Source organism: Pararhodonellum marinum, assembly GCF_015354735.1.
GTDB lineage: Bacteria > Bacteroidota > Bacteroidia > Cytophagales > Cyclobacteriaceae > Pararhodonellum > Pararhodonellum marinum.
Genome location: NZ_JACEFJ010000011.1, coordinates 1 through 15,117 on the forward strand (window position 1 = coordinate 1; position 15,117 = coordinate 15,117).

The window sequence follows — 15,117 nt, forward strand, 5'->3', positions numbered from 1 at the left end:
TGCAAAACAATTTCTCCGGAAAAGTTTCGGGAATACCCCCGGAACACCTCCGACCCCCTCTTTTGGGTCTGCAAAGGTCAACACTTTTTGCCGACTTGCAAAGGGTAATTATAATTTATTTTGAAGAATTTTAAGCTTCTAGAACTTTTTGTGGAAATGCATCAACTTGATGGCTGAATTCTAGAAAGTTAGGCTAGCTTAAGGAATAACCTTTCAAAATTTGAAACAAGGTAAAATGGAACGTTTTCTGTTTCTTTGGCTGGGATCTCCATAAAAAAAACTGTATCGCAAAGAGATCTCGTGGGCTCCGCCCGAATTTCTTAATCCCAATTTACTCGTGGTAAAATCAAAACTATAGCCAATGTCTAAGCCATCAGGCAATGAAAATCCAACAAGTGCAATCACGGATTCGCTATTGGGTAAATTATTTTTGGTGGGCAAACCCCGATACCACAAGCCCAAAATCAAAGGCTCGAGAAACAATTGCGTACCTATGTCCAATTGATTGAAAGGATCCTGTTGCTTGTAGTTGAATGCAAGCGCGAGCTGCCTATGTTGCTGAGTATTATTGAAAAAATCATTGATCTTACCGCTGAGAAGGTCCCATTTCACCCCGCCATGTACAGAATATTTGGTAGCAAGGTTATTGGCCTCATCATCAAAAAAAGCAATCTGTGGTGAAGTCAAGTGATGCCCTGATGCCCCCAACCAAAATTTTTCTGAGTTCCACAACATGCCAAAATGCACATCAAAGAAACGCTGCCTACTATCAAGTCCCGGAAGGATGGGCGTGCTGCCTACAATCTGTCCTCTATCAATATCTATCTGATTGCCGAAAACCAATTCTTCAAATGCTGCATCTCTGGTCACATAGCTCAATTGGCCTCCAAACCTCAGGAATTGATTGTCAGAAAGTTGTAACCGATAGCTGTAGATAAGCCCTACCTCCATATTGGAAATATTGGCCAAACTTTCTCTGCTGCCATTTACAATCAGACCTACACCACTGTTGTAATCCATGATATAGTGATCTATATAAGCTGAATAAGCATTGAAAGAGTGATCCAGACCTGGCCATTGGTTCCGGTAATTCACCCCTACCCTGGTAAGTTCGGTCGAACCGGCAAATGCGGGATTTAAATACAATGGAGCAGCATAGAATTGAGAATATTGCACATCCTGTGCCTTTCCTTGAAGTTGGAAAAAAGCTAATAGGATCAATATGAAAACTAATTTTTTCACCTTAACAATAAGAATTTGCCAGTTTTTGACCCGCTTTCCCCATCTACTGCCACAAAATCAAGCCTGTAAACATAGTTTCCTGGAGGTGCAGGCAATCCATTGATATTTCCATCCCATCCATCATCCTGAGTGACTTCATCAAGGTAAACCATCTCCCCCCATTGACTGAAAATCCTAAGTTCAGCCTTGACCAATCCTTTTGTCTCAGGTCTGAAAGTTCGGTTTTCATTGCCACTGGGTGTGAAGGCATCCGGAAACATGATCCGATAGGCATGGCTTACTTCAACCCTGCTCTCAAATGAAAAGGTGCATCCCAAGTCATCCAACACGGTCAATTGTACCTGATAGGTTCCCACATTTTGAAAGGCATGCTGAGGATTTTGCTCTTCGCTCCTGCTCCCGTCTCCAAAATCCCATTGCCAGGCGAGGGGTGTTCCTGGTGTATAATCCGTGAATTGGATCAATTCCTGCACGAAAATACCCCCTTCAGATGGATTTGTTATGCCTGTTTCTGGAACCAAAAAATCAAAAAACGGTTCCATTCCTTCCTCTAGAATCAATACCTCAATCATTGTTTCTGCTGACCAACATTCCAAATCCTTGTGTTTGATGCTGAGCGTGTAGAGCCCTGACTCATCAATGGTTCCCATTTCGTCATTGACATAGTTGGTACCAGTAAGGGAAGTCAAGCGATAATCAAATAAATTTTCATCGTACCCTTGAATGTATTCGCGAATATCGACAATGCCTCCTATTTCACAACTGACGATGCGCTCTTCAACCCTTAAATCTGGAAACGAGGGATAAATCAATTCGACTTCCCCGGATTCAGCAGGACAGCCTTTGTCATTATAGGCCAAAACTTTATACCACCCTTCTTCACTTGCCAGCAAAACAGCACCAGCTTCTCCCTCTATAAGCGAATTATCCAAAAACCATTCAAATCGGAAGTAATCTTCATTCCCCACTGCTTGCAACGGAAGTAATTCACCTTCGCAAAGTCTAAATGCGCTTTGGTAGTGTTCTTCATCAAAAGATTCAGAATCTGAAGAAAAAATCTGAACAGGTTCCGGAGATTCCTGAATCAACAAAGTGATGTAATTACCTGGAGAGGTTTTACCATAATTGTCCGTAATGGTGTAGTAAACCCTCACTGTTTCGTCCGTGAATCCAAAATTTGGAAAAAAGGTATAAGATCCTCCTTCAGCCGCTGCCCTGAAAATTCCCTCAGGTATTTCCAACTGTCGGTTTTCTTCCCTGCACTGGCCTTGGGAACAAATGTCGTCGCTTTCTGCCTCAATATCCTCTTCTGAGGCATAAAATTGGATACAACGAATATTGGAGTTTTCATTGGGTAGGAAGATGTCTTCTGGAAGAATTTCATAGGTATTTTCCTGTCCCTCACAGGAGGCTACATCATCGATGTCTACTCCCTCAGGCTCCTCTAGGTCATCCTCATTGGAAACCTGAACCACCATGTTTCTGATTTCGTGAAAATTGGTTTCTCCCCCCGTAGAGGCTGCAAAACCGATCTTCAGGTCAGCTGGTGCCTCAAAAGGATAAGGCTCATTGTCAAAAATGGTCACCATCCTTGGATCTCCGGGTGCTGTAGTTACCAACATTTCTACAGTCAACAAATAGCCCAGACCATTGGGGTTAGGCTCTAGATTGATGAAAACCTGTCGGTATCCCGGCACATTGGGATCGGTAACTCTATTGGTTCCCACCCCTCCAGAACTGATTGGAAATTGCTGGGCAGGGGGTAATCCAACCGGTCCCGCCTCTGTGGTTTTTACACCTGAAATAAAAGGGTATCCGTCCAGTCCGTTTCCCGGGCCTCTTACGACCACACTGTTGGGATGCCGTTCATTTGCTCCCCCCTGAAAAGAACCGCTTTTCCCCTCTAAGGCATTCCCGAAATTTCCAAATTCATCAAAACCTATTCCTATATAAGCACCGGTCAGTCCTGCTGTCTGGGTGCGTTGCGCATATCCCAAAGAACCTCCAAATCCCCCCGGCCTGAAATTATTGACTGCGGCATCAAAAAGGAATACTGTTAACCCATCCGCACCGGACCCACCGTAACTGAAGTATTCAAAGGAGGTTTTGATCCCAAATGCTGAAGAGAAAGGAATGTCAATGTAAACATACCCATTTTGCTCCTGTTGGTTATCGGTAAGTCTAAGTACCCCATCCGTCAAACGGGCATCACCTCCCAAAACAGTCGCAGAGCCAGTGGTGGTGCCTGTGAAATTTTCGCAGTAAGGAAAACCAACCTGTGCCTGAGAAACGGACATCCAAAAAAAGGAAGTCAGAAAGGTTATTATTGGGAGGACGCGTGATAGGTAATCGATAATCGAAGGGTATTTGGTGAATAATGCTTCTAAATATAGGCAAAAAAAATATCTTGACGGGACAAAAAAAGCCCAGCCATTTCTGACTGGGCTTTTTCGTTCAATTGATGGTTTTCTATTTTAAAATCGTTTGTTTTCTGTCAGGACCTACCGAAACAATTTTTATGGGCACATTCAGGGCTTCTTCCAACAAAGCTACATAATCTTTAAGTGCCTGCGGAAATTGATCATATTTTTCTACACCAGCCAACGAACAGTGCCAGCCATCCACTTCCTTATAAATGGGTTTTACTTCCAAATCGGTGATTTCGAATGCCAAATGATTTAAAGTCGAACCATCCGGGAGTTCATAGTGAGTACAAATTTTTATTTTTTCGAAAATGTTCAAAACATCCGCCTTCATCATGTACAACTGGGTTACCCCATTGATCATGATGGAATACTTCAGTGCAGGAAGATCGATCCATCCGCATCTCCTGGGCCTACCCGTAGTGGATCCGAATTCATTGCCTTCTTTGCGCATTCTTTCACCATCCCCATCAAACAACTCAGTAGGAAAAGGCCCGCTTCCAACCCGCGTACAATAGGCTTTAAAAATCCCAAAAACCTCCCCTATTTTGGATGGGGCCACGCCCAGGCCTGTACAGGCGCCTGCGGTCATGGTGCTGCTGCTGGTGACATAAGGATAACTCCCAAAATCAATGTCCAAAAGTGAACCTTGAGCCCCTTCTGCCAATATGCTTTTCTCCTTGCCGATGGCTTCATTGATTGTATACTCGCTGTCAATGAGATTTAGGCTTTTTAAAAATTCCACACAATCAAAAAATACTTTTTCCAGTTCAAGTAATTCACTCAAATCATATTGGTAATAGTCCAGTATAGACTTGTGTTTGGAAACCAGATTGTCATATTTTTCCCTAAAGTCAGCACTCAAAATATCCCCCACCCTAAGGGCCAACCTTCCGATTTTATCCTGATAGGTAGGTCCAATTCCCTTTAAAGTAGAACCAATTTTCTTATCTCCTTTTGATTTTTCATAAGCAGCGTCCAGTAACTTATGGGTGGGAATGATGATGGTAGCTTTTTTGGAAACAAACAGGTTTTTGTCCAAGGCCAACTGAAATTTCTTCAATCCATCAATCTCCTTCTTCAGAATCACAGGATCCAACACCACACCGTTACCTATGATATTTTGGATATTTTCCCGGAAGACTCCACTGGGAATCTGGTGCAACACGTGCTTGATGCCATCAAACTCGAGCGTATGACCGGCATTGGGTCCTCCTTGAAACCTGGCTACAACATCGTATTGGGGTGCTAGAAAGTCTACTATTTTACCTTTACCTTCGTCGCCCCACTGCAGGCCTAAAAGAACATCCATCTTCATTATAACTGTTTTTCGATTGTCTTGTATACTTTTTGAGGCGTGAAGTTTGGAATAAGGTTAAAAAATAGCAAGGAAAACGAGGTATTTATTATAGATCCATTAAACGTAAAGATTCAGGCAAAGCCAACTAAGCCACATTTTCTTTCGCCTCCTCCACACTGCCAAACACTGAAAAAATATTATTGAGCTTGGTAATGATCAATAATTTTTTTACGTGTTCGGAAGGTGAGGTTAGATAAACTTCCCCGTCTACATTCCGCATTTTTGTCAGCATGGTGATCAGCACGCCGATGCCACTGGAACTGATGTACCTGACATTGGATAAATCAATAATGCATTTTTTGAAGTTTTCCTGGATGGCATCAGAAATGACTTCGACCAACTTTGGGCCTACCTCATCACCTATAAGGTCTCCACTGATGGTCATGATCAGGAAATCATCTTCTTTTTTGACTGTATATTTGACTTTCATCTGTTAAAGTTTTGTTTTAAATAGTCATCCCGATAGCTGTGGGGAGGAATCTCGAATGTTAAATAAGTAACCTTCTGACAAACGATATTGTCATGTGCGATTTTTATGTTGTAACTCGGTTTTCACAAGGTTCTTTGGTACAATTTCCGTACAAAATCAAAGAATGGTGGATAATCGTAAAATTCAGGATTTCTCCCACTGTATTCTGGATGTTTTGGATTCGGGGATCACAAAATTCGAGTACTTTATGACACTCGGTACAGATCAAATGGTCATGCTGTTTGTAGCCGTAGGATTTTTCATATTGGGCCAGATTTTGGCCAAACTGATGTTTGGTCACCAAATCACATTCCACCAAAAGATCCAAGGTATTGTATACCGTAGCCCTACTGACCCGGTAGTTTTTGTTTTTCATGCTGATGTACAGTGATTCCACATCAAAGTGTCCACCTCTACCGTAAATTTCCTCGAGAATCGCATAGCGCTCAGGGGTCTTTCTCAGCTTTTTGTTTTCCAGGTATGCAGTGAATATTTTCTTAACCTCTTCAAATAACGTTTCGTTCAGCGCCATTCCTTTTGTTTTTTACAAATATAACGCAACATTTTAGAAAAAATTAATCTTTACGGCATCTAATCAAAACGGGTGACTTTTAATATGCCATTTACCTTGGAAAGGTTGGTGATAAGGCTATCGAGATGCTGGGTGCTGTGGACATACAGTTTGATGGTCCCTTCGAAAAGTCCACTGTCAGAATCTACCGTAATTGACCTCATATTCACTTTCAGGTCATTGGAGATCACCTTTGTCACGTCATTGATCAATCCTACCCGATCAGTCCCGATGATCTTAAGGCCAGCCAAAAACGCGATTTCTTTCTGACTGGTCCACCTGGCTTTGATCACGCGGTTTCCGTGGTTGGAGAGCAGTTCGAGTGCATTTGGGCAGGAAGTCCTATGGATTTTGATGCCCTCATTGACCGTAACAAATCCGAAGACATCATCTCCCGGGATAGGATTGCAGCATTTTGCCAAGATATAATCCACCACATCCATGTCCTCTCCGATCAGCAACTGATCGTGGTCAGGTCCTTTCAGATTTTTGATTTCTTTGGTAAAAGTAGTCTCATCAGTCACATGCTGAAGGGGAACGCTCTTTTGTTTCTTGGTTTGCTTAAAGTCTTTGAAACTTTTGATGGAAGTAGGCTCGATGATGCCTCTTCCCACTTTGTAATAAAATTCGTTGGCGGTTTTGGTTTCAAAAAATGCCCTCAACTGCTCAACCGTCACTGAATTGAATTCCATCTTCATCTGTTTCAACTTGCGCTGAACGATTTCCTTACCCTCCATGATGGCATATTTTTTATCCTCCTTTAGCGCATCTTTGATTTTGGCTTTGGCCCTGGAAGTCACCACAGATTTCAGCCAATCCTCAGTAGGTTTTTGCTTGTTGGAGGTCAAAATCTCCACCTGATCCCCATTTTTCAATTTGTGGTTGATTGGAACCAGTTTTTGATTCACCTTGGCACCGATGCACTTGGCCCCAACTTCAGTATGGATTTCAAAGGCAAAATCAAGCGCTGTGGCACCAAATGGCAACACTTTCAATTCTCCCTTTGGGGTAAACACAAAGATTTCGTCATGATAAAGATTGCTCCTGAAATCATCCATAAACTCAATGGCAGAGCCATCATTGGATTCTAATAGGGTCCTTACTTGGGTGATCCAATCATCCAGCCCAGAACCTGTTTTGCTTGAGCCTATCTCTCGGTCTTTGTACTTCCAATGGGCAGCATAGCCCCTTTCCGCAATATCGTCCATCCTGGCTGACCGGATCTGTACCTCCACCCATTGGCCTGTCTGACTCATCACCGTGCTATGCAAAGACTCATACCCATTGGCACGGGGAGTGCTGATCCAGTCCCGTAACCGGTCAGGATTGGGTCTGTAAAAATCGGTTACAATGGAATACACTTGCCAACAGTCGGCCTTTTCATTTTCAAGATCCGTCTCGATGATGATCCGGATTGCAAACAAATCATACACCTCCTCAAAAGGAATGTTTTGTTTTTTCATTTTATTGAAGATAGAAAAAACCGACTTTGGCCTTCCTTTGATGGTAAAGTTGAAATTTTGGCTGAGTAATTCCTGTTCGATCGGGGCTACAAAATTCCGGATAAACTTATTCCTGGATATCCTGGTCTCATTGATCTTTTGGACGATAAAATCATAAGATTCGGTATCGGTGAATTTAAGGTAAAGGTCTTCCAGTTCGGATTTGATGGCATACAAGCCAAGCCTGTGGGCCAAGGGGGCATAGAGGTATTTGGTTTCGGAAGCGATTTTGAGCTGTTTGTGCCTGGGCATGCTTTCCAGGGTACGCATGTTGTTCAGCCGGTCTGCCAGCTTGATGAGAATTACCCTTACGTCATCGGAAAGGGTAAGCAGCATTTTTCGAAAATTTTCGGCCTGCTGGGAGCTCCCGTATTCAAATACCCCTGAGATTTTGGTCAATCCATCAATGATTTGGGTTACTTTGGCGCCAAATTCGCGCTCAATATCTTCCAATTCCCATTCGGTATCCTCCACCACATCATGAAGCAAAGCAGCCACCACGGAGGTAGTGCCAAGTCCTATTTCCTCCACACATACCAAAGCCACTTCCAAAGGATGGTAGATGTAAGGTTCCCCTGACTTCCTTCTCATGTCTTTATGGGCCTCACTGGAAATATTGAAGGCTTTTTTGATGATCTTGGCATCTCCAGGCTTCAAAAGCGGTTTGGCCAACCTCAACAACTTCCTATATCTTTTTAATATCTCCCTTCTTTCCTCTTCTACATCTACTTTGATCATACAATCGAAATTAAAACAATTCTCTTTTTAATCTGGGACAAATCAAAAATATTTTTACCCTTTTTTTACCTGTTACATTGCAAATAAAACTTTACTTCTTACCTTTGCATCCACGTTGGGAAATCCAGCGTAGACATCTTCATTCAAAGAAGTTGAATACTGCAAATTGCGGATGTGGCGAAATTGGTAGACGCACTAGACTTAGGATCTAGCGCCGCGAGGCATGGGGGTTCGAGTCCCTCCATCCGCACAAAATCCAACCCTCAATCCAATCATTTAGGCCAAATCCCGAATCCCTTCGGGTTAAGGAATGGTGATCGGATTGAGGGTTTTCAGTTATTGTCAAACATAAATTATTTATCCCGTGGAAATTTTACTCGACAAGCATGCCGCGAATCAAGCTTCAATTAAAATTAAATTAAATGAAGCAGATTATCAACCAAAAGTTGATGCTAAACTCAAAGACTACGCCAAGAAAGCCAATATCAATGGTTTCAGACCTGGCAAAGCTCCCGTTTCCATGGTAAAAAAGCTTTACGGTACTTCAGTGATGGTGGAAGAGATCAATCAGATTCTTTCGACTTCCTTAAATGATTACCTTAAAAACCAAACCCTGAAGATTTTGGGAGAGCCACTTCCCGTAGTTGAAGATGCCGACAAGATCGATTGGAAAAAAGAAACAGAGTTCGAGTTCGAATACAAAATAGGCTTTGTGGAAGACCTACAGGTCCAATTGGACGATAACATCAAGGTGGTGGATTACAAGGTGGATATTGACCAAAAAATACTGGATGACACCATTGAAAACCTTCGCCGACAGTATGGCAAAATGACTAACCCGGAGGTGAGTGAGAAAAACGATTTCATATATGGCGACCTAAAATCGGAAGACGGCTCTTTTGAGAAATCCCTTTCTCTCCCTCTTTCAAAAATTGATGAAGTTGCAGTAGAAAAATTTATAGGGGTTAAAAAAGGTGCGGTCATTGTTTTTGAGCCTTTTAAAGCCATCATCGATGATTTAGCTGGGGTTTTGGACATTTCAGAAGAAGAGGCTTCCACCATCCAAGGAAACTACACCTTTACGGTTCAAAATATTAACCGGACTGAAAATGCGTCCTTTGACCAGGAATTTTATGATAAGGTCTTTGGTCCGGATCAGGTAAGTACAGAAGAGGAATTCATCGATAAAGTGAAGGAAGTACTTAATGAAAATTACAACAAAGAAGTCAAGGTTTACACCGAAGAAAAAATCAAAGAGACCGTTTCTGAAAACGTAAAAATCGATCTCCCGGACGATTTTCTTAAGGAGTGGCTCATCAGGGCCAATGAGGGAAAAGTGACTGAAGATGATGTGGAGAAAGAATACCCCATCTATGCCAAGCAATTGAAATGGTCTCTGATTTCCAATAAATTAGCTGAGGAAAACAAAATTACCCCAGGTCATGAAGATGTGATTGAGAAAACAAAAGACATGATCAGGGAACAGTTTGCTGCCTCAGGAATGGGTGCGCAGATGGAGGATAATATGGACATGTTTGTCAACAATTACCTTCAGGGCAACGAAGGACAGAATTACATGCAGATGATGACCTCTGTTCAAAATGACAAAGTGCTTGCACTAATAAAGGAAAAAATCAAGCTCGAGGAAAAGAATATCACTTCTGAGAAGTTACGTGAGCTTTTGGCAAACTAATTATTTGAATAAATCGTTAATAAAAAGTCCTTTTCTAAGGGCTTTTTTTATTTTTGTAAACGACAAATAAAAATTTGACTGCTAATTGTATGATAAACAAAGAAGAATTCAGAAAATATGCCATCCATAACAAAGGGGTGAGCGGAACGGCATTTGACCAATATACCCATCACATCGAAAACATGACCCGATCAGTGATCGAAGAACGTCCCCAGAATTTTCGGGAGATTGACGTGTTTTCGAGATTGATCATGGACCGGATCATTTTTCTGGGCACCCAGGTGGATGACCACATCGCCAACATCATTACTGCACAATTGCTTTTCTTAGAATCAGTAGATTCCAAAAAGGACGTGTTGCTTTACATCAACAGTCCCGGTGGGTCAGTTACGGCCGGACTGGGCATTTATGACACCATGCAATATATAGGGCCTGATGTGGCAACTATCTGCACCGGCATTGCTGCCTCTATGGGAGCGGTGTTATTGGCAGGAGGGGCTAAGGAGAAAAGGTCCGCTTTACAACACTCCAGAGTCATGATCCATCAGCCTTCCGGCGGCATGCAGGGACAATCCAAAGACATGGAGATTTCTCTGAAACTTATACTTTCCATGAAGCAGGAACTCTATGAAATCCTTGCCGAACACAGCGGAAAAACCTTCGAAGAAATTGAAAATGATTCAGACAGGGATTATTGGATGAAAGCCCCTGAAGCCAAAGAATATGGCTTAATTGATGAAGTATTGATTAAAAAAAGATAAAAATGGCTCAAATAACTTGCTCTTTTTGCGGGAGAAATAAGAAAGACGTGGATCTGATGGTATCTGGTATCTCAGCCCATATCTGCAATTTTTGTATAGAACAGGCCCATCAGATTTTAGGGGAAGAGGAGAAAACCAACAAACAGCAAAAAAAGCCTAAATTCAAACTCAAAAAACCTAAGGAATTAACGGAATACCTGAACCATTATGTGATTGGACAACAGGAAGCCAAAAAAGTACTTAGTGTGGCTGTATACAACCATTACAAACGCTTGTTACAAAAAACCAGCGTGAATGTAGAGGATGAGGACATCAAAATCGAAAAATCCAATATCATTATGGTGGGCGATACCGGTACCGGTAAAACCTACCTAGCCAAAACATTGGCAAAGGTACTTGAAGTGCCTTTTTGTATTGCGGATGCCACGGTGTTGACTGAGGCGGGCTACGTAGGGGAAGATGTGGAAAGCATTCTTACCCGTTTGCTTCAGGCTGCGGATTACAATGTAGAAGCTGCCGAAAGAGGAATCGTCTATATAGATGAAATCGATAAAATTGCTAGAAAATCAGACAATCCATCCATCACCAGGGATGTAAGTGGTGAAGGCGTGCAACAAGCTTTGTTAAAGCTGCTCGAGGGTACTGCCGTCAATGTCCCACCACAGGGGGGCAGAAAACACCCAGACCAGAAAATGATTTCGGTCAATACCGAAAACATCCTGTTTATCTGTGGCGGTGCATTCGATGGGATCACCAGACACATTGCCTCCAGACTGAATACCCAGCCGATGGGCTTCAGCAAAATCGTGGAAGGCAAACATGTGGACAGAAACAACCTGCTTCAATATGTCACAGCTCTGGATCTCAAAGCGTTTGGATTGATCCCTGAATTGATCGGCAGATTGCCTGTGTTGACCCATCTTGATCCATTGGACAAGGCCACCTTAAAAAGTATCCTCACAGAACCAAGAAATGCCTTGGTCAAACAATACCAAAAATTACTGGATATGGAAGGGGTCAAACTGCAGTTTGAGGAAAGCGGCATTGACTACATAGTCGACAAGGCGGTGGAATTCAACCTAGGTGCCAGGGGACTTCGATCCATCTGCGAAGCCATCATTACCGATGCCATGTATGAACTTCCATCAGATGACACCATCAAAGAATTGGTTATCGATGAAAAATATGCCCGGGAGCAGTTTGACAAATCCAAATTCAAAAAACTCCAAGTGGCTTGATTACTGAATTGTCGATATCAGATTGGCTACTAAAAAACCGCATTAGAGAAGTCTTTTGCGGTTTTTTCTTTTTACTCAAATAAGTCCCTGAACAAGTTTTGAAACACTCAACTTCCTTATTGGCTTAACTTCAATCTTTGGTCGTGTAATCATCAAGTCATTTTCTCAAACTTTTAATGATCATTTTAGCGGTGGTTTCAGAGGCAGATTGATTTCCAAGTTTCTCTTTTATCTCTGTATACCCATCCAGGATATGGGCTTTGTGCTGAATATTGGCCAATATCAGGTTGAGCTCCTTCGTAAGCTGATCAACACTGTAGGCCTCTTGAATCAATTCCTTCACCACTTCCCTTTCTGCAATCAGGTTCACCAACGAAATAAAGGGGACCCGAATGAGCCTTTTGGCTATGGCATAGCTGATGCCGCTCGTGCGGTACACCACCACCTGAGGTACACGAAACAAGGCTGTTTCCAAGGTAGCCGTACCGGAAGTGACGATGGCCACATTGGCATGGCTCAACAAGTCATAGGTCTGGTCAACAACCACCTTAATCCCTGCTTTTTCGGCTTGCTGGTATATACTTCTTGGCAAATTTCCCACCGCAGCGATTACAAACTGTCCATTGGGAAATTTGGGCTTTACTGCAATCATGACCCTAAGCATGTTTTTCACTTCCTGCTTTCGGCTGCCGGGAAGCAGGGCTATGATGGGTTGGTAAGAAAGCTGGTTCTTTTGGTGAAAGAAATCATGGGCTTTGAACTTTGCTATTTCATCCAAGATGGGATTGCCCACAAAGGTGGCCTCGCAGCCGAAATCCCTGAAAAACTGCTGCTCGAAAGGTAAAATGCAATACAGGTGATCCGTAAATGCTTTCAGTTTGAGGGCTCTTTTTTGGTTCCAAGCCCAGACTTTGGGAGGAATGTAGTAATGAACTGGAACCCCCTCCCCTTTTGCAAAAACCCCGATTTTCATGTTGAATCCGCCATAGTCCACCAGGATCAATGCATCTGGCTGAAATTCCTTGAGGTCCTTTTTGATCAAGGAGAGGTATTTGAGGACTTTATTGAATCCCAACAATACCTCCAAAAATCCCATCAGCGCCACTTCCTCATAATGAGCAGCCAAAGACATTCCCGCCTCACGCGAATAGTCCCCACCCATTCCCCTAAAGCTAGCCTCTAGGTCCAGCTTCTTTAAAGCAAGGATTAGGTTAGAGGCATGTAAGTCTCCGGATCTTTCACCGGATATTAGGTAGTATCGCATATTTTTTACCGCAGAGTGTGGAGTTAAAAAGCATGGTAAAAGGTAAGAAGTTAGAGGTTGTAGGTAAAAGGTTTAACGTTAAAAGGCATTTTTACAAAATTGCGATGATTTATTGATCATAGAGTTAAGCATTCTATTTATGGAATGACAATCAAGTAAGATTGCATTCATTTCCTCCAAAGTTACCAAATTTGAATCAAATGCAATTTCAATCCAGTGTTGTGTTTCATACTGCTCTCCATCAGCATCTGTCAGTTTACTGATGAAATGCTTTTCATACCTTCTTTTTGCCCAAGCCTCAGCAATTTGGGCCCCTATTGATCTTGAAGACCTTCTGATTTGATCTGTTAGGGAATATGTTTCATGCTTCGGAAAGTTCACTGATATTTCAAATATTTTCTTTGCCAACTTTCTGGATAATTGATAAACATCCAATTCTTTGTACGAACCAACAAAAGCCATATTTAAAAATTTTGAAAAAAAATGGATAGTATTTTTCAAATCAATTCCAAAATACAAAAACAGAACTCAAAAATCAACTTTTCTTAACCAATAAACCTCTAACCTTTTACCTTCCACCTTACCATTCACAATTTTACAAAAACCTTCAATCCCCATAATACTCAACAAAATTCCTCTCTGTTTCATACAAGGTCAACTTGTACAAGCCGCCGTTCGGCGTGATATCCTTAACGGCGGGTTCCAATATTTTCCAGAATTCCATGACCAGATTTTCACAGCTAGCCATTTTTCCTTCCATAAAATCCACATCTACATTCAGGTTTTTGTGGTCTACTTTATCGATCACCAGTTTTCTGATCAGGGTACTGAGTGCTTTTAGATCCACCACAAAACCAGTGTCCTCATCAGGCAATCCCTTGACGGTAACAATCAATTCAAAATTGTGCCCATGCCAGTTGACATTGGCGCAGGGTCCGAAAACTTCTTTGTTTTTCTCCTCACTCCATTTGGGATTCCATAGCTTATGGGCTGCGTTGAAATGTTCTTTTCTACAAACGTGTATCATCACTCCTATCCAATTGAGGTGCAAATCTAAGGAAAAAGTCTTGAAATCAAGTAGCTAACCACTAATTCATCTTAAAAGGAAAAGCCCCAATCATTGATATGATTGGGGCTTTTTTGGATCAAATCCCTACTGTTTGGCTTGATTTAACTTTTGGACAAAGATCACCATATGATCTTCCCGGCTTAAATCGAGCTTTCCTTCTTTGACAATTGATTTTGCCAGGTTTTTATCTTCTTTAGCCAATCCACTGATAAAGCTGTTGGTCCTGTTCCGAACCGAATTCGCCTCTCCATTCGAATTGATAAGATAAAAAGTCTGTTCAAATACAAACATTCTTCCTTGAGAGGGTGCATAACTGTTTTTGGGTGGAGTAACCAAATCACTGTAAAACTTCCTGATAAGCGAATAGGGCTCATCCTCCACCAAAACGTTGATAAAGTCTTTTTCAGTTACCCCTCGGATATTTTCAAAACCGTTTTTGAAGACCAGTTTGCTCATTAGCCCTACTCCCAAGGAGATTTCTTCTGCAGGTCTTTCCACAATAAAGTGGTCTACATAATTTTTATCCAGAATTATTTGATTTCCACTTTCATTGATTACTACCAATTCATTTTCATGGATATTTAATTTGTAAGACACATTGTCTTTTATCCCTCCATTTTTGGTGACTACCTCTGCTTTTCCCCAATCGTCAAACAAATAAGGGGAACCTTCAACACCTTCGTAGCCGGAAGTTCTTAATGGAACACCATTCATTTGTAAATTGGTGATTTGGGCGTTCGCAGATGCGATGAAAAAAAATAAGCCTACAATGATTAATTTATTCATA

The 15,117-nt window shown here is 41.9% G+C and carries 13 protein-coding genes and 1 tRNA gene; 4 read left to right on the forward strand and 10 right to left on the reverse strand.

What is annotated here, in order from left to right; translation table 11 throughout:
* Positions 1-213: 213 nt before the first annotated feature.
* The 6 genes from H1A14_RS17475 to H1A14_RS17500 form a co-directional block, all read right to left on the reverse strand.
* Positions 214-1,242 carry a PorP/SprF family type IX secretion system membrane protein gene (locus H1A14_RS17475; protein ID WP_317174903.1) on the reverse strand — a complete coding sequence of 343 codons (1,029 nt, stop codon included), beginning with the start codon at positions 1,240-1,242 and terminating at the stop codon, positions 214-216.
* The gene (locus tag H1A14_RS17480) at positions 1,239-3,539 is read right to left on the reverse strand and encodes a PKD domain-containing protein (protein ID WP_194777585.1); all 2,301 of its coding nucleotides are present in this window, start codon (positions 3,537-3,539) and stop codon (positions 1,239-1,241) included. The genes H1A14_RS17475 and H1A14_RS17480 overlap by 4 nt, the downstream gene beginning before the upstream one ends.
* Positions 3,540-3,711: 172 nt before the next feature.
* Positions 3,712-4,983 carry an adenylosuccinate synthase gene (locus H1A14_RS17485; protein ID WP_194777586.1) on the reverse strand — a complete coding sequence of 424 codons (1,272 nt, stop codon included), beginning with the start codon at positions 4,981-4,983 and terminating at the stop codon, positions 3,712-3,714.
* A 127-nt stretch (positions 4,984-5,110) separates the two neighbouring features.
* Positions 5,111-5,455: an STAS domain-containing protein gene (locus H1A14_RS17490; protein WP_194777587.1), complete on the reverse strand. Its 345-nt coding sequence runs from the start codon at positions 5,453-5,455 to the stop codon at positions 5,111-5,113.
* 103 nt (positions 5,456-5,558) lie between these two features.
* Positions 5,559-6,026 (reverse strand): Fur family transcriptional regulator, encoded by a 468-nt coding sequence (locus H1A14_RS17495; protein WP_194777588.1) that lies wholly within the window; start codon positions 6,024-6,026, stop codon positions 5,559-5,561.
* Positions 6,027-6,085: 59 nt separating this feature from the next.
* Positions 6,086-8,305: a RelA/SpoT family protein gene (locus tag H1A14_RS17500; RefSeq protein WP_194777589.1), complete on the reverse strand. Its 2,220-nt coding sequence runs from the start codon at positions 8,303-8,305 to the stop codon at positions 6,086-6,088.
* A gap of 168 nt (positions 8,306-8,473) precedes the next feature.
* Here H1A14_RS17500 and H1A14_RS17505 point away from each other — a divergent pair.
* The 4 genes from H1A14_RS17505 (at position 8,474) to clpX (ending at position 11,997) form a co-directional block, all read left to right on the forward strand.
* Positions 8,474-8,555: transfer RNA gene (locus H1A14_RS17505), tRNA-Leu, on the forward strand.
* A 114-nt stretch (positions 8,556-8,669) separates the two neighbouring features.
* Positions 8,670-9,998 carry a trigger factor gene (locus tag H1A14_RS17510; RefSeq protein ID WP_194777590.1) on the forward strand — a complete coding sequence of 443 codons (1,329 nt, stop codon included), beginning with the start codon at positions 8,670-8,672 and terminating at the stop codon, positions 9,996-9,998.
* 89 nt (positions 9,999-10,087) lie between these two features.
* The gene (locus H1A14_RS17515) at positions 10,088-10,759 is read left to right on the forward strand and encodes a ClpP family protease (RefSeq protein ID WP_317174904.1); all 672 of its coding nucleotides are present in this window, start codon (positions 10,088-10,090) and stop codon (positions 10,757-10,759) included.
* A gap of 2 nt (positions 10,760-10,761) precedes the next feature.
* Positions 10,762-11,997 carry an ATP-dependent Clp protease ATP-binding subunit ClpX gene (clpX, locus tag H1A14_RS17520; RefSeq protein ID WP_194777591.1) on the forward strand — a complete coding sequence of 412 codons (1,236 nt, stop codon included), beginning with the start codon at positions 10,762-10,764 and terminating at the stop codon, positions 11,995-11,997.
* 157 nt (positions 11,998-12,154) lie between these two features.
* Here clpX and lpxB read toward each other — a convergent pair whose 3' ends face one another.
* The 4 genes from lpxB to H1A14_RS17540 form a co-directional block, all read right to left on the reverse strand.
* Positions 12,155-13,261 (reverse strand): lipid-A-disaccharide synthase, encoded by a 1,107-nt coding sequence (gene lpxB / locus H1A14_RS17525; protein WP_194777592.1) that lies wholly within the window; start codon positions 13,259-13,261, stop codon positions 12,155-12,157.
* 78 nt (positions 13,262-13,339) lie between these two features.
* Positions 13,340-13,762: a four helix bundle protein gene (locus H1A14_RS17530; protein WP_228527846.1), complete on the reverse strand. Its 423-nt coding sequence runs from the start codon at positions 13,760-13,762 to the stop codon at positions 13,340-13,342.
* 106 nt (positions 13,763-13,868) lie between these two features.
* A complete protein-coding gene (locus tag H1A14_RS17535) occupies positions 13,869-14,288 on the reverse strand; it encodes a 6-pyruvoyl trahydropterin synthase family protein (protein ID WP_194777710.1) in 420 nt (139 codons plus the stop codon).
* A 126-nt stretch (positions 14,289-14,414) separates the two neighbouring features.
* On the reverse strand, positions 14,415-15,116 hold the full coding sequence (locus H1A14_RS17540) for a hypothetical protein (protein WP_194777593.1): 702 nt from the start codon (positions 15,114-15,116) through the stop codon (positions 14,415-14,417).
* Between the last annotated feature and the right edge of the window lies 1 nt (position 15,117).